Here is a 21,385-nt window from a genome sequence, read left to right as displayed (position 1 = left end):
GTATGGATTTTTTTGAGCGAATGGAGCAAGAGACGGGTGTCCTTTTAAACGAGGTCCAACAGCAGGCAGTGGTGCATACGGATGGGCCGCTGCTTTTGCTTGCGTCGCCCGGGTCAGGGAAAACAACGACACTGAATATGAAGATCGGTTATTTGCTCCTTGAGAAAAAAGTGGACCCGGACCGGATTATGGCGGTCACATTCAGTAAAGCGTCAGCCCGGGATATGTCGGAACGTTTCGATCGTTTCTTTTCCGGTCTGACGAATGAAAAAGTCCACTTTTCCACCATCCACAGTTTCGCATACAAAGTGGTCCGCGAGTCGTTACGAAAGAATGGTCAGGATTTCCAGCTGATTGAAGGAAACATCAGTGATGAAGAATTGAAAAAAGGCTGGGACGGCCCGGAAGTTCCGCTTCATAAGAAGTTCATTTTGAAGAAGTTGTATGAAGATACAAATGGTGTGCAGATGACGGATGATGAGATGGACGAGCTGATGAGGTATATCAGTTTTGTGAAGAACCGGATGATTGAAGGGAAAGAGCTTGAGCGTGTCTCTTGTCAGGTGAAACAGGCCTCAGCTATTTATCATTCGTATGAAGCATTCAAAAAGAAAGATCCGTTTAAGTTGCTGCTTGATTTTGATGACATGCTTACGTATTGTCATCAAATCTTATTGGACGATGCAGAAATCCTATCCAAATATCAGCAGCAGTTTGAGTACATGTTGACGGATGAAAGTCAGGATAACTCGTTGGTCCAGCATGAAATCGTTGAATTGCTGGCCAAACCGCAGAACAACCTTTGTGTCGTAGCGGATGATGATCAGTCGATCTTCATGTGGCGGGGTTCGGATGTCGATAAACTTCTGGATTTTGAAGAGACGTATCCGAACGGAACGGTGCTGACGATGTCCCAGAACTACCGCTCATCCCAGGATATTGTGAAGGTATCCAATCAGTTCATTAAACGCAATAAGAAGCGGTATGCGAAAGAAATGTTCACAGAAAATGAGGCGCACACTCCAATCGAGATCAAAAACTTGAGCAACTATGAAAAGCAGTTGAAGTATCTCACAGAGCAGCTGAAAAATAGAGGCCCGGGCGAAGAGGTGGCTGTCCTTTACCGCAACAACGCCTCGGCTGTACCGATTGCTGATCAGCTCGATAAGGCAGGCATCAATTTTTACATGAAAGACATCGATCCGAAGTTCTTTAAACACTGGGTCGTAGAAGATATCCTGAACTTTATGCGGTTTTCCTATAATGACCGGCGTGTTGATGTTCTCGAGCGTATTCATACGAAGTTCAATGCTTACATTTCGAAAAAACAGATCTTCTTTTTGAAAAAGAAAAACAGCCAAGCCTCCGTTTTTGATCGGCTTTTGGAGAGGGACATACCTGACTATCAATCAAAGAATATCAAGAAGGCGAAGAAGCTGTTTAAAGATATCAACGAAATGGAGCCCGCCCAGGCGATCCGCACGATCAGGGAAAAGCTCGGTTACGATCATGCTCTGCAGAAGATGTCCGAGAAATTTGGGTTCAATGCTGAACACTTGATGAATATCTTGAACACCCCGGAAAAGATCGCTGAGGGGTTAGGCTCTCTGAAAGGATTTGCTGACCGCTTGAAGGAGTTGGAGAAGCTCCTTCAAACTTCGAAGTACAATAAAAATCAAAGCACCTTGACGCTGACGACACTCCACAGTGCCAAAGGTCTTGAATATGACAAAGTGTACATGATCGACCTCGTGAATGGCGTCATTCCATCGAAGGACGATATGGAAACGTACCGCAATAAGGAAGCAGGACCGATGGAAGAAGCCGTCCGTCTTTTCTATGTCGGGATGACACGCGCAAGAACAAACCTTGAGTTGCTGACGTACAACTACAAAGGCAGCGAACGCGTAACTGAGTCGATCTTCTTAATGAACGTGAGAAGGATCCTTCAGCCGGAAGGGGAGAAGAAGCCGCTGAAAAAACGGAAGCGGCCAGCTCCTGATTTATCGGACGAAAACCTGCTCCGAATGGATGATGTGGAGATTGGCAAACGCATCAATCATCGGAAGTTCGGTCCTGGTATGATTAAGGAATTCGGTAGTGATCAGATCGGCATCCAATTCGAAGAAGCAGGTTACAAGGAACTGTTGTTAGAGGTTTGTTTGGACAACGGGTTATTGAGTAAAGGTTAAAAAGAAATGGAACATTAAATAAAACCACTAGGAAGGTGCCAGGTCTTTAGGATCTTGGCATCTTTTTTATTATCAACAATAAGGAATCTAATTGGAAAATTAACGAATATGTGCTTCAATACCAGTCACATTTACATTCTTTTACAACCCTTTCACCTTTTCTTATCGTTCACTTAATAAAAAGCATTTAACATAGGTCCTAGAAGGGAAGTCCTTTTCGCGAAGTGATAGAGAACGTGGGAAAGCATACCACTTACCCGGCCGGTGTTTTCGTAGATATGTATCGTAACAGGAGCAGGCTCGATTCCAGTGCCCGGAAGAAGGAACGGTGAAATTTAAACTACTTGATCGCAAAGGAGATGAAGTCTGATGATCCGAAAACTTAGCATCATCTTCATAACGATGGGACTCTTGGTGGTTTTGTGGAACGGTTATCAATGGTGGTTACAAGGTGAGGTCGTTTCCTATGATCACGGATTGCAGACAGATATGCGCGAAGCTTCTTCGGTTTCTGAACAGGGGAGTGAGTCTTCCTATACAATGGACTATGTTTTTGCTGAAACGTTCGAAGCGTATGAAGGGGTTGAAGAGCTGACAATTCCTAAGCTTGGAAAAAAGTACCCTGTGTATTACGATTCTGATCCAGACACCTTAAAGAAAGGAATCGGGATGTATGATACATCGTTTACATCATCCCCTTCTGAAGGTGGTCACACCGCTCTTGCCGGTCATAAAGAGACGGCGTTTGCCGCTCTTGATGGTTTAGTGGAAGGGGATTTCATCTATCTCACGGAGAACAACATCGAGTATGAATACCAAATTCATAAAATAGGGGTGGCGGACTCGGAGGACACTTCGTTCCTTGTGCCAACATCCTCTCCAACTTTGACGTTGACCACCTGTTATCCGTTTGACTTTATCGGTTCTGCTCCTGAGCGTTTGATCGTAGAAGCGGTTTTTGTGAAACAACAAGAAATAGAATAAAGTCTGCCCCCTCCTTCTGTGATGAAAGGAGGGGGTGTTTTGATTCGTTTTCACTTAAGTGAATGATCATCGAGGGGAACTAGAACTATTGACCTTTAGATAGAGATTTGCCATGGAAATCAAAAAAAGTTTTAACCCCATTCTGGTCATACTCTTTATTCAATCTGATATGTATTAGTAAAAAGGAAGGGGGCAAATGTAACGGGTTTAAATCTCTTTGAAAAGGAGGGTGGAAGGTGGATCAAGAATCAAAAACGAAAAATTCAAGCCGTGAGGAAGAGAAAAAATCTTCGACAGGTTTAGAGGAAAACGTCGGAGGTCTGCTTACCTATTTGCTCGGTTTTATCAGTGGCATCGTCTTTCTTCTTATTGAAAAGGAAAACGACTTCATCCGTTTTCATGCGATGCAGTCCGTGATTCTATTTGGTTTCTTTTTCATTTTTGGATTTGTCGTCAATTTCATTCCGATCATCGGCCTTTTTGTAAGCTTATTGATGGCCCCAGTTACCTTGGTGTTATGGATTGTATTGATGGTAAAAGCGTACCAGGGGGAAAGGTATCATTTACCGGTGACGGGGAAAATGGCGGAGGAACAATTACAGAAAATGGTGAAAGCATAAAATATGACGATGAGACTGCCTTTCTTTTTTTATGGAGGGCAGTCTATTTGTTTTGCAGGAATGAAAGGTTTCGGTGTCGAAAGGTCCTGAAAGCATAGGTAAGGTATGCGGGATAAAAGGGAGGATGAATGATGAATATGGATCCTGTTAGACAAATCCTTGAACAGAACTCTGTCATGATCCTGGATGGCGCTTTAGCGACAGAGCTTGAAGCTTATGGCTGCGACTTGGACGATCCTTTATGGTCGGCCAAAGTTCTATTGGAAAATCCTGTGGCTATTAAGGATGTACATAAAGAATATTTCAAAGCGGGAGCGGATTGTGCCATTACATCCAGTTACCAGGCGACGATCGCAGGATTTGAGGAACGAGGCTTTTCTGAAGAGCAATCGTTATCGTTGATCAAGAAAACGGTGGAGCTTGCAAGGAGCGCAAGAGACGAATATTGGGAAGAAGCGTCTTCTGTGAACAAAGTGAAGCCGTTAGTGGCCGCTTCGATCGGTCCTTATGGAGCTTATCTTGCAGACGGCTCAGAATACATTGGAAAATATGGTGTAACGGATCAACAGTTGATGGATTTCCATCGTCCGAGAATGAAAGCATTGGTAGAAGCCGGGGCAGACCTTCTCGCGATGGAAACTCTCCCCTCTTACCAAGAGGCGAGAGTCTTGGCCGCATTATTAAGAGAATTTCCTGAGTCGTATGCCTGGATGTCTTTTACATTAAAAGATGGAGAGAAAATCAGCGACGGGACGGCTCTTCGATCTTGTGCTGAAGAGCTGAATGACAACAGACAAATCGCTGCAATCGGGGTGAACTGTGCCCCAATGGAGATAGCTGCAGATGCCGTGGCTGTCCTGAAAGAACATACAGATAAGCCAGTGCTTATGTATCCGAACTCCGGCGAAACGTATAATCCAGATTCCAATACGTGGCACGGAGAGGGGGGCGTGGTAGGCTTTGATGATGCTTCGGAACGTTGGATTGATCAAGGGGCATCAATCATTGGTGGGTGCTGCCGGACGACGCCTGAGCATATTCGTGGGTTGGTGTTGAAGTGGAAATGAAAGGATAAAAAAGAAGGGTGACGATAGAGTCAGCCCTTCTTTTTTCGCTTCTATTGAGTGTGTCGTTGCAGGAAGTCGAGGACTTTCCTGTACACATAAATTTCATTCTCTTTCTTGGAAAAACCATGTCCTTCATCCTCAAGGACAATATATTCCACATCTCTACCTTTCTGTTTCAAAGCTTCAACCACTTGGTCGGATTCCGCTTTGACTACACGTGGGTCCTTTGCGCCCTGGATGACGAGCATCGGTTTTGTCATCGAATCAAGGTAGTTGATTGGAGAGTCTTCTTGTAGCTTTTCCTTATCCTTTTCAGGGTCACCGACAAACTTGACGATGGCCGGCTTCCAGTGTTCAGGAACGGAGTCGATAAAGCTGAACAGGTTGCAGGGACCGAAGATATCGACGACCGCTTTGAAATACTCCGGATGCCTGCCATGAAGCAGGAGCGACATGTAACCGCCGTAGCTTCCGCCCATCAACAGAATGCGATTTTTTGCTGCGTATCCCTCCTCAATCAACCAGTCGAGGCCGGCCACATTATCGAGCCTGGGAGCATGTCCCCAGTCGCCTTCAATCATTTTTGCGAATTCCTGACCATATCCTGTCGATCCCCGGAAGTTAGGGGCAAACAGGCTGTATCCTTCATGGACGAGAAACAGGAAGAGAGAGCGGAAGGAAGCACGCTCCGCCGCTTGTGGTCCCCCATGCGGCCAGAGAATCATATGACCGTTATCTTTTTCAGGCTTTGGACGGTAGAGGAGAGCTTCAATTTCTAAGCCGTCAAAAGATTGATAGGAGACATAATCAGGCGTTATCAAATACTCATCTTTCACGCCCGGGACTCCGTATTTCGTTAGCGGTTCCCAGCCCTTTTCCGTCTGTTTATATAGATTGGCAGGTATGGTCTCAGAATCACCACGAAGGTAGACCGTTCCAGACTCAGCAATGACTAATTGTTCGATGACCCCGACCGGAGACTCGAGCTGTTCAATTTGCTCCTCACCGCGCTTAAAGCGATAGAGGTTGTCGCGTACACCTTTTTTACTGATGATATACAGCGAATCCGTCGTCTGATCGTACTTCATTTGCTTGAAATCCTCTGTTTCCATATGAACGACTTTTTCAAAATCCTTCGTTTCAAGGTTGAAGCGGGCAAGGTAGGAAAAGTCACTTTCATAATTGGTGAGCAGGTAGATTTCCTGTTCGGAAACGAAAACCGCTTCGGACACCGTGTGTTGTGGCTCAGGTGAAGGGGTCAGAAGAAGGTCTTCCTCTTCTGTTTTTACATAAATCAACTGGTATGTATTCGAAAAACTTTTCATATAGAGGAGGTTTTTTTCCTCAGGGCTTTTGTCGATGAGAATCGTCAGTCCTTCTTCTCCGTGGATGATGACTTCTTCCTCATCGGTCTCCATGTTATAGCGGTAGCCCTTCATGAACGTTTCATCGTCTTTTGTTGACGTATAGTACAGGTGTTTTTCGTTTTTCGATAAAAAAGGGAGGATGTGGCGTGCGCCTTCTTTTTTTCTAACAGGTTGAAGAGTTCCACCTTGAGGCGGGAGGGCATAAATCTGGCCATTTTCATCACCATCTTCATCTACAACGGCAATGACGAATTCACCTTTAGGATCGTAGGTGATGTGCTCACAGCTTTGATTATGGAACGTTAGTGGATAGGGAAATGTATTTGGCAGGTCCATCGCCCATAGATTGTATTTGCCATTCAGGTTTGTACTGAAGACAAGCTGGGATTCATCCGGACTTATGGCGAACGTCTCTATTCCATAGGTTTGAAAAAATTGTTCCACATCGGGTTGTGGGAAGTTTAACATGATTGATTCCTCCTGGTCTTTTGTAATGTACCTTTCATACCATTCGATCATTTCCTGAATATCCCTTTTTTCTCAGTGAAAAAGACCGAAGAAAAGCAACTGCCTCTTCGGTCTTTTTTGGTTTTATGGCTTGACTGGCGTCCTGTTTCCGTAAAGGATCCTTTCGATCATCGCCTTGTCCATATTCAAATGATTCATGCCATTCTTATGAAGAAGTTCCCGGGTGTTTGTATCATCGAAACGAATGTTTTTATTCCAATAAGGACGGAATACGCTCATCGGAGCATTGAATACCTGCTCTTCCTTCGTTAATTCCCCATCGTAATCGGAAGGGACCATCTCGATGTTCGGAAAGTCAAGTTTCTCCTTGATCATTTCAAATAACAAACGATTCGTCGGTGGATGAGGATTGGTAATGTGATAGATGGCTTTTGAGTGATCCGTTCTTAGAGCTGCGGTAAGTACATCCACCACATAGTCGACAGGGACGAAGTTTTGACTCGTCTCTCCTGTGCATAGAAACTTAAACGTTTGTTTTTGAAGTTCCTTTTTCCGTTCCGTCCGTTTCTTAAGAATTTCAAGGCCGCGAATGACCCCATACAAGGCGAAACTTGTTTCCGCTTCTCCGGTTTTCGAATCTCCAATAATGATGGATGGGCGGAAGATTTTTATATTTAACGCATGATTATAGCTTAGTACAAGGTGTTCGGCGTGACATTTGCTTTCTTCATAAGCATTTACAAACGTCTGCTCTTTTTCGTGTAACTGCTCAGAGGCATATCGTTTCATTCCAAGCGTGTACGCAGTGCTTACATAATAAAAGTTTGCGGTATCTATTTCCTTCGCCAGATGAAGAACATTCTTTGTTCCGTCTACATTGACTTTGAAAGTTTTCTCTCGTTCATTTTCATCAAAGGATAGGAAGGCTGCGCTATGGTAAACCGTGTCAATTTTCTCTCTCAAATCCTGGAGTTGTTCTTCACTGACTCCCGCATTTTTAAGAGATAGATCGCCTTCGATGATGTGAAGGTTTCCCTTGGCGTCTGACGGAACTTCCTGCCTAAGGTTTTCCGCTTTCCGCGGACTTCTTACTAAGGCATAGACGTTATGTTCCTCTTTCAGCAGTTTCAATGCTAGTTGTTTTCCCAAAAAACCTGTCGCTCCTGTGATTAAAATGTTCATGTTAGTTCCTCCGATGTCTCATTCATCAGTCTATATAAAACCTGTGTTCATAATAGATGAAAGATTTCCAAATCTATAACAATGGACCGCTCTTACTATCATTCGTAGTGCATACAAGGATAACATATAGCAAACGGAATGTTGTGAAAAAAAGTATGAGAAAACATTGGAAACAGCGTCGTTATTCCTTGTAACGTCTATAGCAAGTGAATGGCATTCCCTATGAAGAATAAGTAAAGAAAGGATCAGGCGGCTTACCGGATGAGTCTGACTCTTTTTTTCATTGGAAAGAGGTGGGAGGTCCTAGTTCGGAATGTATACATATGGGACTTCATCGTAAAAACAGTTAGTCACTTTTGTTCATTTTGTCTGCTTAAGCAGGTTTTTGCTGAAAGGATGAAGTATTTGGTAAATAAGATATAAAATGGGAGGTATTTGATGAAAAAGAAACTTTTAACAGTAGCTGTCACAGGAGCCCTTTTGACAACAGGCGGGTTAATTCCAGGAAGCGGCACGGTCCTGGCAGGAGAAAATGGACCGAATGGACCGAATTATAACGGAAATGAAACCATTAAAAATGAGCGTTTGCATTCATATGAAGAAATGGCTGATTTCTTACATAAGCTGGATCAGCGGTCAGAAGCGCTTGAGCTTGAAGTCTATGGTCAGTCCGTAAAGGGAAGAGATTTGTATTTAGCGAAGTTCGGCACCATGGATGAAGACAAACCGACCGTTCTTTTTCTCACCCAGCAGCATGGGAATGAAACACTGACCACAGAAGGCGCTTTACAAGTCATCAAGTATTTGACCTCTAATGGCAAGAGCGTAGAAAACATCCTTGAAAATGTGAATGTCCTCATTGCCCCACGGTTGAATGTAGATGGAGCGGAAGGGGATGTGAACTTCTCTTTGGATGATTATGTATCAGGCACACACACGCGCTACAATGCGAATGGTGTAGACTTGAATCGTGACCACGTCGACCGTGAGCAGCCTGAAACGAAGGCGTTGCATGAGGAAGTGCTGCAAAAATACAGCCCTGACTATATGATCGATTTACACCATCAGGGAACACAAACGACGCTTGGAGATACAGGTGAACTCGTTTCTGGCTCTATTTTGTATCCGACTAATGAAGAAGTGGATGCAGAGGTCCGTGAACAATCGAAGAAATTGGGTGCTGTCGTTTATGACGCCGTAGAATCCAAAGGCTATGGCCTTCTTTCCAAATATCCTGGTGGAACCGCGCAGACGATCAGCCGTAATGGTCTGGCTGTCGAATATGGCATCTCTACCCTGCTATTTGAAATGCGTGGCATGGCCGATCATTACCGTGAAGATTATGTCCTTGGACAGAAGAGTAATGGGTATTTGATCCAGCAAGCGGTCACAGCTATGAAAGCCACACTGAACGCTTTAGCGGATGGTTCTCTTGAATCTGCAGATCCTTCCTTTTGGGATACACTGCCGGAAAGCAACTACGATGGTGAATAATAGGAAAGGAACTTCCTTAGCGGGGAGTTCCTTTTTTTTGTTTCCAAAAGCGCGTGTTTTACCGTCCAATGTGCGAATGTGTGTATCTCACGCGCGTTTAGACCATCCAATGCGCGAACCAGGTTATCTCGCGCGCGTATCGGGTGTCCAACGCTATCGGAGGTCATGCACGTGCGGTTCACGAGTCAAAGCATCCTATCTGGAATCCTCACCCTTATCTCTTTTAAATAAGAAGAAAACAAGAGAAATTCAGTGGTGGGCCGTTTATTTTCAGCAGGCAAGGGAATGGTTTATCACGAAAGAAAAAGAAGGTGAAGAAGGTATGCTATTTTCTGGAACGAAATTATCGGATTTATCCATCACATCTGTATTACTTATTCTAATTGGGTTTATTTCACTCGGGGTCAGTATTTATTACTTCATTGATTTGACCACCAGTATACTACAGAAAGAGAAGTTTGCCGTTGACCAGCAGGCTTTTGATCTAGTGCGGGCGAGTTCCTTTGGAGGAGCGGAGCTGCTTGCTAAAGGGATATCAAAGGCTGGTTCCGTTATTTTTATGGTGATTGTTTCACTTATTCTCGCTGTCTATTTGTTGTTCTTTTCGCCATTCAGTCGCTGGGTAGGTGTTTATTTCATTCTCGCCATGGGAGGAGTCAGTGGGCTCACAGCAGGTTTGAAATCATTCTCCAGCCGCGACCGACCAACGTTCAAAGGCGATTATCATGGCGCGACTTCCAGTTTTCCGAGTGGCCATGCATCGGGCGCTCTCGTTTTTTATGGTTTCATCATTTATCTTTTCGCGATCAGTAAACTTGAACCTAAGTGGAAGTGGACCATCAATGTAGTTTTGGCCCTCATCGCAATCTTGATTGGTGTCAGCCGTGTATATTTAGGTGTTCATTTCTTTACAGATGTTGTGGCAGGTTATTTGTTTGGTTTAGCCTGGCTTCTCATTTGTCTTACTGCCCTTGAAGTGACACTATGGCATCAGCGAAGGAGACAACGGTTGTCATAATCCCTTCTTTTTTTCATGCTTACTCTTTTTTTGAATAGATATAAAGGAGCGAGCAAAAAGGGGGCGATCTCATGGGTGTAATTAAAGCTCCAAGTAAACATATCGACATGTTGGCACGATTACTCCGGGCGGAGGCTGTGGGGGAAGGGAAACAGGGCATGCTGCATGTAGGGGCTGTAACCGTAAATCGCGCAAGAGTGAACTGTTCTGATTTCAAAGGTGTCAGTACCCTGCCAGCGGTGATCAATCAACCAAAAGCATTTGAAGCCTTGCAGCATGGGATGTACTACCGAAGAGCCCGGGAAAGTGAAAGGCGTCTGGCAAGGAAAAATGTGAAGGGTTATAGAAGCTGGCCGGCGAAGTACAGTCTGTGGTACTTCAGGCCGGATGGGAACTGTCCTCCGACATGGTATGGTCAAAGTCAGGTCGGAAGGTATAAATCCCACTGTTTTTATGAACCTGTCGCGGGCGAATGTGATGAGATTTATAATACATTCTAAATTATGAGTAAGGCTGATAGGCGTGAGAGGAGCCTGTCAGCTTTTTTATTTTAATTATTGTAACCATTTAAAACTGATAAGGGAAGAGAAGCTTTTATAATTCTTATATCCTTCTGAATAAAACCATACACAGAGGGTATGAACATATATAGATGTTCATGAACTGGAGGGTCAAGAATGGAGAAGATGAATCGAGGAATTATTACAGCCTTATCAGCCATTGGAATTGCACAAGCCTTGAAAATTTTCACTCATAAAAAGGTGACCGGGGAATGGGATGTGACGCAGATAGCGACGACAGGTGGCCAACCGAGTTCCCACTCGGCTGGAGTGTCAGCGCTTGCGACTTATATCGCCGCCAATAAAGGCTCGCGTCATACGGAGACAGCCCTCGCTACGATTTTTGGTGTCATCGTCATGTATGATGCTCAAGGAATCAGGCGTCATACAGGTGAAATCGCTCAACTGGTCAACGATCTCGAAGATAACTTTGCCGCGATTTCTGTTGATTTTCCGAGCTCTGATTTCGTAGAGCGTGATAAGGAACTGAAGGAGCTGCTCGGTCATCAACCGATTGAAGTACTGGGCGGAGCGATTTTAGGAGTCGCTCTTGGGTATTTTTCTGCAAAGCTCGAAGGATAAGAAAAACCGGTTGAGCGAAAAGTAAGGCTAGGAGGTGATTCGAATGAACCGATCGAACAATCCTGGGAAAGATGTATTTGCACGCTCTGGAACGAATGTGAGTGAAGTGAAACGTCGAAATGAACAATCAGGACTTTCTTACAATCAGGTAAGAGAAATGCTTGCTCGTAAACAAGATTAAAAATGATGATAAACAAAGGCCTGCCCGATATAGGGACAGGCCTCTTCTTTCGTTTAATTCTTATTGTTCTTCATTCACATCTACAGCTGCTGTATTGTTATTCATATAGGCAGCGGATAAATGATCGTTTTCTTTGTTGCGTCCCTCGAGAGCTGCTTGCAGCTTCTGATTAGCTGATCCGCGGTCTCTGCCTTTTGGGTTGTTTTTCTTTCTGCTTTCACTATTTTTACTCATCATTATCCTCCTCCTGATGGTTCTTTATTAATTTCTCCAAGAATCCTTTCCCTATGTCTCACTTTTCATCCTTATTGATGAATGAATTAGATCAGTTTGAAAAGACTAAGGAAAAAGCACGGATATTGCAGTGAATGACTGAATGCAATCCAAATTGGAGGAGTTCAAAATGCCAGAAAGCCCTCGTTTATCCTCATCCGAAATCGGAACTTTATGGATGACTTATCAGCAGAAGACGATGATTCTTACAATGCTTGAGTATTTTATAGAACAAGCGGATGATGCAGAAGCCAAACAAATCATGACGAATTTGAGATCAACCATTCAGCCGTATGTTGGAAAAATTGAATCTATGTTTCGAGCGGAAGACGTCCCTGTTCCCATCGGATTTACACATGACGATGTAAACAAAGGAGTACCGAAGCTTTATGATAACGGTTTTGATATTATGTTTTTGCGTTTGGTGAAAGAAATAAGCATGGGAATGCACACATTGAATTTAACGATGACTTATCGTCCGGATGTCACATTGCTGTATCAGGAACTGACCCAGATCACTCAAAAGTGTTATGACGATTGTACGCAATTTTTACTAACCAAAGGTTATCTGCCAAAATCTCCTTATGTGTCCGTACAAAAGCAGGTCGAGCATGCGAAAGGGCCGAATTACTTAGGGATGATCAACCCTATAAAAGGGAAGCGGGCGTTGAACACGGTCGAAATCGCACATATCCACCACTCCATCGAATCGAATGTTACAGGGATGCATATGATTTTTGGATTCGCTCAATCGGCCACTCATAAAGATGCCAGCGATTATTTTTACAGAGGTGGAGAATTAGCGAAAGGCCTGGTTAAAGAAATGAGTGAGATCTTATTGCAGAACGATATTCAAACCCCTGCAACAGCTGGCGGGAATGTTACGACTTCTAAGATTCCTCCGTTTTCGGATAAAATCATGATGTACTGTGTGAGCTTATTCTGCAGTTTTTCATTAGGTGGAAATTCGTTAGGAACGGCGTTCAGTTTGCGGAATGATCTGCCTGCGAAATTAACTGTATTTATGAAGGATATCTTCGAATATGCTCATAAAGGCGCTAAACTCATGATTGAACATGGATGGATGGAGGAACCCCCTCAAACCATTAAACATTGAATGAAATGAGAACCTGACGATATCTTTCGTCAGGTTTTCTTATGACAAGATTTATATATTGACATCCTCTCCTTTATCCTTTAACATCATAAAAGTCATTAAAACATATCAACTTACTTGGAATTAAGGGGGATTTTAAAGTGAAAAAGTTTGTTTTGCTTTTATCTATAGGTTTTTTAGCGATGGTACTCGTGGCTTGTGGAAGCAGTGAAGAAAACGATCAGGCTTCTTCTTCCGAGGGAGAAAGTGAGTCCGATGCTTCTGAGCAGACCTTGCTTGAACAGATTCAAGAAAGTGGAGAATTGGTGATTGGTACAGAAGGCACGTATCGTCCATATACTTTCCACGATGAAAATGATAAATTGACTGGTTTTGACGTAGAGATTGCCCGCGAAGTAGCGGATCGTCTTGGTGTCAAACCTGTATTCAACGAAACGAAATGGGACTCCATGTTCGCGGGTCTGAACGCGGAACGTTTCGATATGGTTGCAAACCAAGTCGGTATTACAGAAGAACGTCAGGAGGAGTATTCTTTTTCTGATCCTTATATTCAATCTTCAGCAGTGATTGTCACTCATAAAGACAATGAATCCATTCAGAGCTTTGAGGATCTGGAAGGGGTCAATGCTGCCCAATCAATGACGAGTAATTATGCGGACATTGCCCGTGAAAATGGAGCAGAAATTACAAGTGTGGAAGGATTCAACGAATCTATGCAGCTACTTGCGACGAAACGAGTGGAAGCGACTGTCAACGATCGTTTGTCCGTACTTGATTATTTAAACAACCGAGAGGATTCACCTGTGAAGATTGCTGCCCGTCAGGATGATGCTTCTCAAAGTGGTCTGCTTTTCCGTCAAGGCAATGAAGACCTTGTAAAAGCAGTCAATGAAGCACTTCAGGAAATGAAAGACGATGGCACATATCTTGAGATTTCTGAGAAGTGGTTTGGTGAAGATGTATCTAAGTAATATCTTTACAGACCCTGAAATGGAAAAATATATTGATATTATCGTGAGCTCTTTTCTCCCTTTGGTGAAAGGGGCTTTCTATTATACGATTCCATTGACGTTGATCACATTTGCTATTGGTTTGGTGTTGGCTGTGATTACCGCTCTTATGAGGCTTTCAAACATGAAAGTGCTCCAGTGGATCGCGCGTGCCTATGTGTCGATTATTCGCGGGACACCTTTGCTTGTGCAGTTGTTCATCATCTTTTTCGGGCTCCCGTCTGTCGGAGTGACGATTAACCCGTTGTATTCTGCCATCATCGGTTTTTCCTTGAATATGGGAGCTTACAATTCTGAAATTATTCGTGCGGCCATTTTATCCATACCAAAAGGGCAGTGGGAAGCCTCTCACTCAATAGGAATGACAAATTTCCAGGCGCTGCGCCGAGTTGTACTTCCTCAAGCTACGAGAGTTTCGATCCCGCCATTGTCCAACTCTTTCATTGGCTTGATCAAGGATACATCGTTAGCATCGACGATTACGTACACAGAAATGTTCCGAAAAGCACAGGAAATCGCGGCAACAAACTATCATTTTCTGCTCGTCTATACTGAAGCAGCCGTGATTTACTGGATCATTTGTATCGGGCTTTCCATCGTACAGGATCGTGTAGAGAACAGGTTGGATCAATATGTCGCAAAATAGGAGGCTGCCATGATTACCGTCAAAGACCTCAACAAATCGTTTGGAGATTTGCACGTACTGAAGAATATTAATATGGATGTCGACCGCGGGGAAGTGGTTGTTGTCATCGGTCCCTCTGGTTCGGGGAAAACGACGCTGCTCCGGTCTTTGAACATTCTGGAGACGCCGGAAGAGGGAGAAATCACGATTGGAAACCAGTCGATGGATTTTTCCAAACCATCGAGGAAAAAACAAATCGTCGAATTTAGAAAACAGACCGGCATGGTGTTCCAGAACCATAACCTTTTTCCACATTTCACCGCACTGGAAAATGTGATGGAAGGACCTGTGACTGTTCAAAAGGTATCCAAAGCGAAAGCACGCGAACGAGCGACGGATATCTTAACGAAGGTCGGTCTTGGTGAGAAGCTGGATGCCTATCCGCATCAACTCTCCGGTGGACAGCAACAACGCGTCGGCATTGCTCGTGCCCTTGCGACGGGAGTGGAAGTCATCTTGTTTGATGAACCGACATCGGCTCTCGATCCTGAGCTTGTCGGCGATGTTCTTGATGTCATGAAAGAGCTTGCGGAAGAAGGTATGACGATGGTCGTGGTCACCCATGAAATGAGCTTTGCAGAAGAAGTGGCCGACCGGGTCATTTTCATGGATCAAGGGAAAATTGTCGAGCAGGGCACCCCGGAGCAGATTTTCCAACAAACGAAAGAACCGCGTACCCAGCAGTTTTTAAACCGGATACGAAAGTAAAGTCAGGCGCTTATGCCTGGCTTTTTTTTGGTTGAATCACATGTGTTGAGTTGGGGCATTAAGTCGCTATTCACTAGAGTCAGGGCGTCATTACTTTTAAGTTGTTACAGGATATGGATTTGTTTGAATATTCTTTACTTCCTGGTCATAAACTCATAAACTGTGAATGAGCAAGTATTTTCCATTACATACGTTGGAGGAAATGCTATGAAGACACTAGAGCGCGTAAGCATTGTAGAATATGCAGACAAGTATGCAGCATCTGTTGCGAAAATGTGGAATGAGAGCCGTGATAACTGGGGTGGTGATGCAGTTGTCACAACGGCAGAGGACGTCGTGGAAAAAGAATCGAAATCTACGAATCTTCATTTGTTTCTTGCTGTTGTAGAAGACGATGTGGTTGGGTACTGCGGGCTTTCGGAATATAAGGAAGATACAGGAGCCCTTTACATCCCGCTTTTGAATGTCCATCCAGGGTATCAAGGATTGAAAATCGGCAAGAAATTGCTTCTTCAAGCCATAGATAAAACGGTCGAATACGGGTGGCCGCGGCTTGATCTTTTTACATGGCCGGGAAATACGAAAGCAGTGCCACTTTATAAAAAGTGCGGATTCTTCTGGGAGGACCGGGATGATGCGACCCATCTAATGAACTTCATGCCGCAAGTCCTTCGAATCGAAGCATTGAAACCATTTTTCGAGAAGCATGACTGGTACTCGACGAGCGTAAGACCTATGGAAATCAAGCCTGATGGAAAGAAGGATAGAGGGTTCACCTTTTATGAATATCGCTGGGAAGCAGGTGACGAGTTTGTGCGTGTCCAGTTCGAGCGTACGGGTCGTGGTGTCACGCTCATTGAAACGAATGGCTGGCGGGTAGAAATGGAAGTGCCTGATTTCAAACTATTGGAAAATAAAGATTACCCTGTGGCCTATCGTGTGGAGAACTTTACGAGTGAACCACTGGAAATATCTTTGGCTGGGAAGTCTTCCACCCTTGTAAGAGAAAATGTCGATGAAGAAGCAAGTGTGAAGTCTACATGGAGTACATCATCCAGTGTCCAGGTTCAAGTACCTGATCAGGAACCAAGTCCCTGGAAAACCCACCCCGTCATCGGAGCTGATCTCATGATCAATGGCGAATGCATTCCATTGAGAACGGGTGTTTTTCCTCTCCAGGCCGGGAAGTTGGATGTCCGTACGGTTCAGAAACATTGGCGTCCGAAGCAAAAAGGAACGCTCTATTTGGATGTGGAAAGCCGTATGGAAGAGAAGGCTGTATTGTCAGTCAAGTGGCCTCAACAAAAAGTTGTCGAGTGGTCCGAGCCGTCGGTGGAATTCGAGGTGGAAGGCAAGGGGCGCACTACCATTCCTGTGTCTGTGGAATTGTTGAGGAATGGCTTTTTGAATGAGGAAGTAGAAGTGGAGGGACGTACAGAGGATGGCCAGGCTCTTTCTTTCCGTACAAAGGTCGCGCTTGCTTTTCCAGGATTCGGCGGGAAATTTGGTGGAGATACCGATACGGATTGGTACGGATACAACGGTCCCTATTTTGTAAAAATTGAAAAAAGAAATCATATGGTGTCTGTAGGATCGGTCAGGTCAAAAGAAGAGCCGCTGCTCCTCATGACTCCAAAGATTGGTCATCCGTTCAGTGAAGAGTTTTCAAAAAAAATGGCGACGGCGGTCGAGTATATTGAGCTAGCCGAAGCTTTTGTAGTGAAAACCTCGCTTGAGTCTGAGGCTTTTGCAGGCATTTTGTTGAACAGTTATTACAAGATTTATGGGGACGGACTTGTAGAAATTCATCACGAGCTAATCAATAACGGGGAGAAGGATTACGGAAACCTTCATTTGCTTCAGCCTGTTTTTCCGAAGTATAAAGCTCTGGCTCTGCCGGAGAAAGACGGCGTGGTCATTGGTACGGAAGCGTTGATCCCATTTACAGAATACCTACGTGACAAGGATCTTTCAGAACGATGGCTTTACACGACGAACCGTGCTGGAGATACGTTCGGAATGGCGTGGCCGGAAGAAGCGACGGGTAGAAAAGATGACTGGCGATTCGCTTTTGAGTACCAAATTGAGCAGCTTTCTACAGGGAAAAAAAGCTGTTATGGCCCCATTCAAATCGGTGTAAATGCTGCCGCTCATTGGTCCGAGTGGCGTGAAATGGTCATAGGGGAAGCGGAGCCACTTCCAGAAAAACCTGTGTTTGAGATGGTACCGAAAGAAGGCTTTGTTTCAAAAGCAGGACAAGAAGTGACACATTCGTTCCGTTCCTTACTGACTCCGCATGTGTATGGGGCGTTGACAGTTGAAAATGACGGGAATTCCTATAGGAAAGAAGCGAAACGGGAGGACGGTTTGACTGCGATTGATGTACCAATCGTCCACGAGCGGCCGGGCTTCGCTGCTTTGTCAGGCACCTTCAGTTCGGAAGGAAGAAACGCTGATTTCTTAACTTATCAGCTTGTCCAGGGGAGATCGAAAGGTGAATGTCAGCCAAAAAGAAGACCGATGGACGGTTGATAACGGAATACTGACGTTTACAGCCTCGCCTTCTTATTTTCCTGGGTTCTATTCTCTAAGTCATCAAGGGCACGAATTCCTTCATCACCAATATCCAGAAGCAGGTCCGAGAAGCTGGTGGAATCCATGGGGCGGAGGGCTGCGTTATGTCCTGGATGGTGTGAGTCCTTTTTTCGATGATGAAAGAAGAAACAAAAGTGGAATCCATCACGAAGGAAGATCAGGATGGCAATCACTGGACGGGAATTTGTCTTTCTACAACCTTCCATGAGCATGAAAAGATGAAAGGATTGACCTTGAAACAATACGCCCTGACATTACCTGAAGTGCCTGTCGTAGCGGTCTTTGCAGAGATCGATCAGTGGGCACCTCGTACCTTTGCAGCTGAGAACATAACGCTGGAAGCTTTTTTAAAACCGGATGAAAGCTTATCCTCTTGCTTTGCTCGAGTCCCGACAGAAGGGGTTTTCCATACGTATTATGCTGGTGTGGAAGAATATGAGCTCGAATCTGGTCCTTCTGTTGTCATTGGTTCGGATGGGAAAAGTGACCACCTGATGATGGTTCACCCCGAGACGCGGAAGCTTTCCGAACTGTATATGAATCAGGACGTTTTCCTCGCCGCATCTGTTCATGAATGGTCCGCTCCCTCACAAAAGGTAGTGGCTGTTGAGCCTACATTCTTCATCATCGGCGAACATAAGGAACCGTGGAAGCAGCATCCGTTTCACCGGATTTCTTTCAAGGGGAAGTAAATGAAAATCATTGATGCCCATATTCATTTTTCCAGTATCCAAAGTTTCAGAGACACGGGACAGGACTTATCCCGTGTCGACTATACAAAACAAGGTCTTCGCGAAGAGATGGAACGTGGGGACATTGCTTTTGCCATCGGGATGGGTGTGACCGAAGGTAGAGAAGGCTTTCCGGACCGCCATGTTGCGACGCCGATGGGACTTGATTTGGAAGAAGTTTTGCCGTCGGGATTGGGGGCGTGTCCAGGAATCAACCCTTTCTGCTTGGGTCAGGATGCACTGGATCGATTAGAAACCGAGCTCCAAAAGCCTGAGACTGTTGGTGTGAAAATCTATCTCGGTTACTATCCCTTCTACGCCTATGATGACATCTATCAGCCTGTCTATGATCTTGCTGCTGCTTACGAGCTACCTGTTGTTTTTCATACGGGAGATACGTATTCGGAACGAGGGTTATTAAAGTACTCTCATCCGCTCACATTAGATGAAGTCGCAGTCTCTAGGAGAGACGTCAACTTCGTTATGGCTCACCTTGGAGATCCCTGGGTGCTGACTGGAGCGGAAGTCGTTTATAAAAACAGAAACATGTTTGCCGATCTATCCGGCTGGCTCGTCGGGACGAAAAAAGAATTGGATGCTCGTCTAGTGGACAATCATTTCGATCATGTCCGCCACGCGTTGACCTATTGTGATCATTACGACAAGCTGCTCTTCGGATCTGATTGGCCGCTTGTTCCGATCAAGGATTACGCAGATTTTATTGCTGCTTTTATCCCTTCGAAGCATGTGGAAGATGTTTTTTATAACAATGCCTGCCGCGTTTTTCCTAAAATTGAAAAGCTGATATAAGAAAACCCGTCCCTGGTCAGGGGCGGGCTTTCTTTGCTGCGGTTTTGAAACGCTTTGGTCTCGAATCAGAGTCTTCGTGAATAGACAACGGCTTGTGCCTAAGAGAAAGAAAACGAGGGAACACTTATGATATGGTAGAGGCAACGAATGAAGCGATAAAGGAGATTTTTATGGATACACACAAAGGATGGAATTTGCAGCAGAGTTATAAGGAGCTCCCGGATTCTTTTTATACAAAAACAACACCCTCAGAAGTCGAGAAGCCTGAACTCGTTCTTTATAATGAGTCGCTCGCAGAGAAGCTGGGCTTAAGTACTGAACCGGACCCTGCTATTTTCGGAGGGAATAGAATACCTGAAGGAGCGGAGCCAATCGCACAAGCTTATGCCGGCCACCAGTTTGGTCAATTTACGATGCTTGGCGACGGCAGAGCTGTATTGTTTGGTGAACAAGTCAGCCCCGAAGATGAGCGCTTCGATATCCAGTTGAAAGGTTCCGGACGTACGCCTTTTTCCCGTGGGGGTGATGGAAGGGCGACGCTTGGTCCGATGCTCAGGGAATATATCATCAGTGAAGCGATGCACGGATTAGGTATCCCTACAAATCGAAGTCTCGCTGTTGTGGCAACAGGAGAATACGTCCAGAGGGAGGACCTACTTCCTGGTGCTGTATTGACTCGAGTCGCTTCCAGTCATTTGCGTATTGGAACATTCCAATATGCAGCCGGTCTTCAGGACCACGCCCAACTAAAGGCCCTTGCCGATTATGCAATCGAACGTCATGACCCTGACTTCCTTCATGCTGAAAATCCTTATTTGGCCTTTTTCGAGAAAGTGATCGAGCGGCAGGCGTCCCTGATCGCTCAGTGGCAGTTAATCGGGTTCATTCACGGTGTAATGAATACAGATAATATGACCATAAGTGGAGAGACGATCGATTACGGCCCGTGTGCGTTTATGGACACCTACAATCCGAAAACCGTCTTCAGTTCCATTGATCGGCAGGGTCGCTACGCCTATATGAACCAACCCCCAATTGGAGCTTGGAATCTGGCTCGTTTTGCAGAAACCCTTTTACCGCTTTTCCATGAAAATCAGGAGACGGCTGTAGAAATGGCGCAGGAAGCGCATGCCAACTATGAAAAGCTCTATCACACATACTGGCTGAACGGGATGCGTGCAAAATTGGGGATGATGACAGAGGAAGCTCAGGATCAGCCATTAATTGACGATTTATTAGAGATGATGGAAAAGAACGAAGCGGATTATACGAACACCTTCCGGGCACTGACGCTCGATCGGCCTAATGATACAGATCTGTATGGAAAGCCGGCGTTCACCAACTGGTACAAACAGTGGCAGGCGCGTTTGGACCGTCAGGAAAGCACGAAAGCGGATGTCCACGCCTTGATGAAAAAATCGAACCCTTCCGTTATTCCGCGTAACCACCGGGTGGAAGAAGCGCTTGAAGCCGCGGTGGAAGAGGGAGATTTCAGTAGTGTGAAACAACTGCTTTCTGTTTTGGCGGATCCTTATGCATACTCCGAAGAGCAGGAAGCTTACGCGGAATTACCTGAACCATCTGATCAACCTTACCGGACCTTTTGCGGGACTTGATCGAATGGGGTGCTGAAAAGGTGAAAGTGACCTAATTCAAGGCGAAAGTGACATACCTCAAGGTCGAAGCGCCCTAACTCAGGGTAAAAGCGACTTAAACGGATTGAATGTAACAACGCCCTAAC

At 45.0% G+C, this 21,385-nt stretch carries 21 protein-coding genes; 18 read left to right on the top strand and 3 right to left on the bottom strand.

Annotation, left to right across the window (positions count from 1 at the left end; all coding sequences use genetic code 11):
* Window positions 1-2 precede the first annotated feature (2 nt).
* From LC065_RS01540 to mmuM, 4 genes are all read left to right on the top strand, one after another.
* On the top strand, window positions 3-2,192 hold the full coding sequence (locus LC065_RS01540) for an ATP-dependent helicase (protein WP_306163701.1): 2,190 nt from the start codon (window positions 3-5) through the stop codon (window positions 2,190-2,192).
* Window positions 2,193-2,561: 369 nt separating this feature from the next.
* Complete coding sequence (locus LC065_RS01535; RefSeq protein ID WP_226593870.1) at window positions 2,562-3,176, top strand: sortase; 615 nt, start codon at window positions 2,562-2,564, stop codon at window positions 3,174-3,176.
* A 236-nt stretch (window positions 3,177-3,412) separates the two neighbouring features.
* Window positions 3,413-3,796 (top strand): DUF4870 domain-containing protein, encoded by a 384-nt coding sequence (locus LC065_RS01530; RefSeq protein ID WP_226593871.1) that lies wholly within the window; start codon window positions 3,413-3,415, stop codon window positions 3,794-3,796.
* Window positions 3,797-3,933: 137 nt separating this feature from the next.
* Window positions 3,934-4,863: a homocysteine S-methyltransferase gene (mmuM, locus tag LC065_RS01525; protein WP_226594124.1), complete on the top strand. Its 930-nt coding sequence runs from the start codon at window positions 3,934-3,936 to the stop codon at window positions 4,861-4,863.
* Window positions 4,864-4,913: 50 nt separating this feature from the next.
* Here mmuM and LC065_RS01520 read toward each other — a convergent pair whose 3' ends face one another.
* Both LC065_RS01520 and LC065_RS01515 read right to left on the bottom strand, forming a co-directional pair.
* On the bottom strand, window positions 4,914-6,698 hold the full coding sequence (locus LC065_RS01520; protein WP_226593873.1) for a S9 family peptidase: 1,785 nt from the start codon (window positions 6,696-6,698) through the stop codon (window positions 4,914-4,916).
* Window positions 6,699-6,821: 123 nt separating this feature from the next.
* A complete protein-coding gene (locus LC065_RS01515) occupies window positions 6,822-7,880 on the bottom strand; it encodes an SDR family oxidoreductase (protein WP_226593875.1) in 1,059 nt (352 codons plus the stop codon).
* Window positions 7,881-8,318: 438 nt separating this feature from the next.
* Between LC065_RS01515 and LC065_RS01510 the strand changes: the two genes are divergently transcribed.
* From LC065_RS01510 to LC065_RS01490, 5 genes are all read left to right on the top strand, one after another.
* Entirely contained in the window at window positions 8,319-9,374 is a 1,056-nt protein-coding gene (locus LC065_RS01510; protein WP_226593878.1) for a M14 family metallopeptidase, read from the top strand.
* 37 nt (window positions 9,375-9,411) lie between these two features.
* On the top strand, window positions 9,412-10,392 hold the full coding sequence (locus LC065_RS01505; RefSeq protein ID WP_226593880.1) for a phosphatase PAP2 family protein: 981 nt from the start codon (window positions 9,412-9,414) through the stop codon (window positions 10,390-10,392).
* Window positions 10,393-10,463: 71 nt separating this feature from the next.
* Window positions 10,464-10,892, top strand: a complete 429-nt coding sequence (locus LC065_RS01500) for a cell wall hydrolase (RefSeq protein WP_226593882.1) — start codon at window positions 10,464-10,466, stop codon at window positions 10,890-10,892.
* Between the two features lie 177 nt (window positions 10,893-11,069).
* Window positions 11,070-11,534, top strand: coding sequence for a divergent PAP2 family protein (locus tag LC065_RS01495; RefSeq protein WP_226593884.1), 465 nt, complete (start codon window positions 11,070-11,072; stop codon window positions 11,532-11,534).
* Window positions 11,535-11,577: 43 nt separating this feature from the next.
* Window positions 11,578-11,715, top strand: a complete 138-nt coding sequence (locus LC065_RS01490; protein WP_226593886.1) for a hypothetical protein — start codon at window positions 11,578-11,580, stop codon at window positions 11,713-11,715.
* A gap of 60 nt (window positions 11,716-11,775) precedes the next feature.
* Here LC065_RS01490 and LC065_RS01485 read toward each other — a convergent pair whose 3' ends face one another.
* Window positions 11,776-11,949, bottom strand: coding sequence for a hypothetical protein (locus LC065_RS01485; protein WP_226593888.1), 174 nt, complete (start codon window positions 11,947-11,949; stop codon window positions 11,776-11,778).
* Window positions 11,950-12,118: 169 nt separating this feature from the next.
* Between LC065_RS01485 and LC065_RS01480 the strand changes: the two genes are divergently transcribed.
* From LC065_RS01480 to LC065_RS01440, 9 genes are all read left to right on the top strand, one after another.
* Window positions 12,119-13,105, top strand: a complete 987-nt coding sequence (locus LC065_RS01480; RefSeq protein WP_226593890.1) for a DUF3231 family protein — start codon at window positions 12,119-12,121, stop codon at window positions 13,103-13,105.
* 140 nt (window positions 13,106-13,245) lie between these two features.
* The gene (locus LC065_RS01475) at window positions 13,246-14,076 is read left to right on the top strand and encodes an amino acid ABC transporter substrate-binding protein (RefSeq protein ID WP_371933383.1); all 831 of its coding nucleotides are present in this window, start codon (window positions 13,246-13,248) and stop codon (window positions 14,074-14,076) included.
* A complete protein-coding gene (locus LC065_RS01470; RefSeq protein ID WP_226593892.1) occupies window positions 14,063-14,761 on the top strand; it encodes an amino acid ABC transporter permease in 699 nt (232 codons plus the stop codon). The genes LC065_RS01475 and LC065_RS01470 overlap by 14 nt, the downstream gene beginning before the upstream one ends.
* 9 nt (window positions 14,762-14,770) lie before the next feature.
* The gene (locus LC065_RS01465) at window positions 14,771-15,508 is read left to right on the top strand and encodes an amino acid ABC transporter ATP-binding protein (RefSeq protein WP_226593894.1); all 738 of its coding nucleotides are present in this window, start codon (window positions 14,771-14,773) and stop codon (window positions 15,506-15,508) included.
* Between the two features lie 207 nt (window positions 15,509-15,715).
* On the top strand, window positions 15,716-18,040 hold the full coding sequence (locus tag LC065_RS01460; protein WP_306163700.1) for a GNAT family N-acetyltransferase: 2,325 nt from the start codon (window positions 15,716-15,718) through the stop codon (window positions 18,038-18,040).
* Window positions 18,003-18,311 (top strand): hypothetical protein, encoded by a 309-nt coding sequence (locus tag LC065_RS01455; RefSeq protein WP_306163699.1) that lies wholly within the window; start codon window positions 18,003-18,005, stop codon window positions 18,309-18,311. Before LC065_RS01460 ends, LC065_RS01455 begins: the two co-directional genes overlap by 38 nt.
* The gene (locus LC065_RS01450) at window positions 18,217-18,795 is read left to right on the top strand and encodes a hypothetical protein (RefSeq protein ID WP_306163698.1); all 579 of its coding nucleotides are present in this window, start codon (window positions 18,217-18,219) and stop codon (window positions 18,793-18,795) included. Before LC065_RS01455 ends, LC065_RS01450 begins: the two co-directional genes overlap by 95 nt.
* Window positions 18,796-19,644: an amidohydrolase family protein gene (locus LC065_RS01445; protein ID WP_226593898.1), complete on the top strand. Its 849-nt coding sequence runs from the start codon at window positions 18,796-18,798 to the stop codon at window positions 19,642-19,644.
* Between the two features lie 170 nt (window positions 19,645-19,814).
* On the top strand, window positions 19,815-21,260 hold the full coding sequence (locus LC065_RS01440; RefSeq protein ID WP_226593900.1) for a protein adenylyltransferase SelO: 1,446 nt from the start codon (window positions 19,815-19,817) through the stop codon (window positions 21,258-21,260).
* Window positions 21,261-21,385 lie beyond the last annotated feature (125 nt).

The organism is Halobacillus litoralis (assembly GCF_020524085.2).
In the GTDB taxonomy this organism is placed as follows: domain Bacteria; phylum Bacillota; class Bacilli; order Bacillales; family Halobacillaceae; genus Halobacillus; species Halobacillus litoralis_E.
This window is presented reverse-complemented; position numbering and strand designations above follow the sequence as displayed.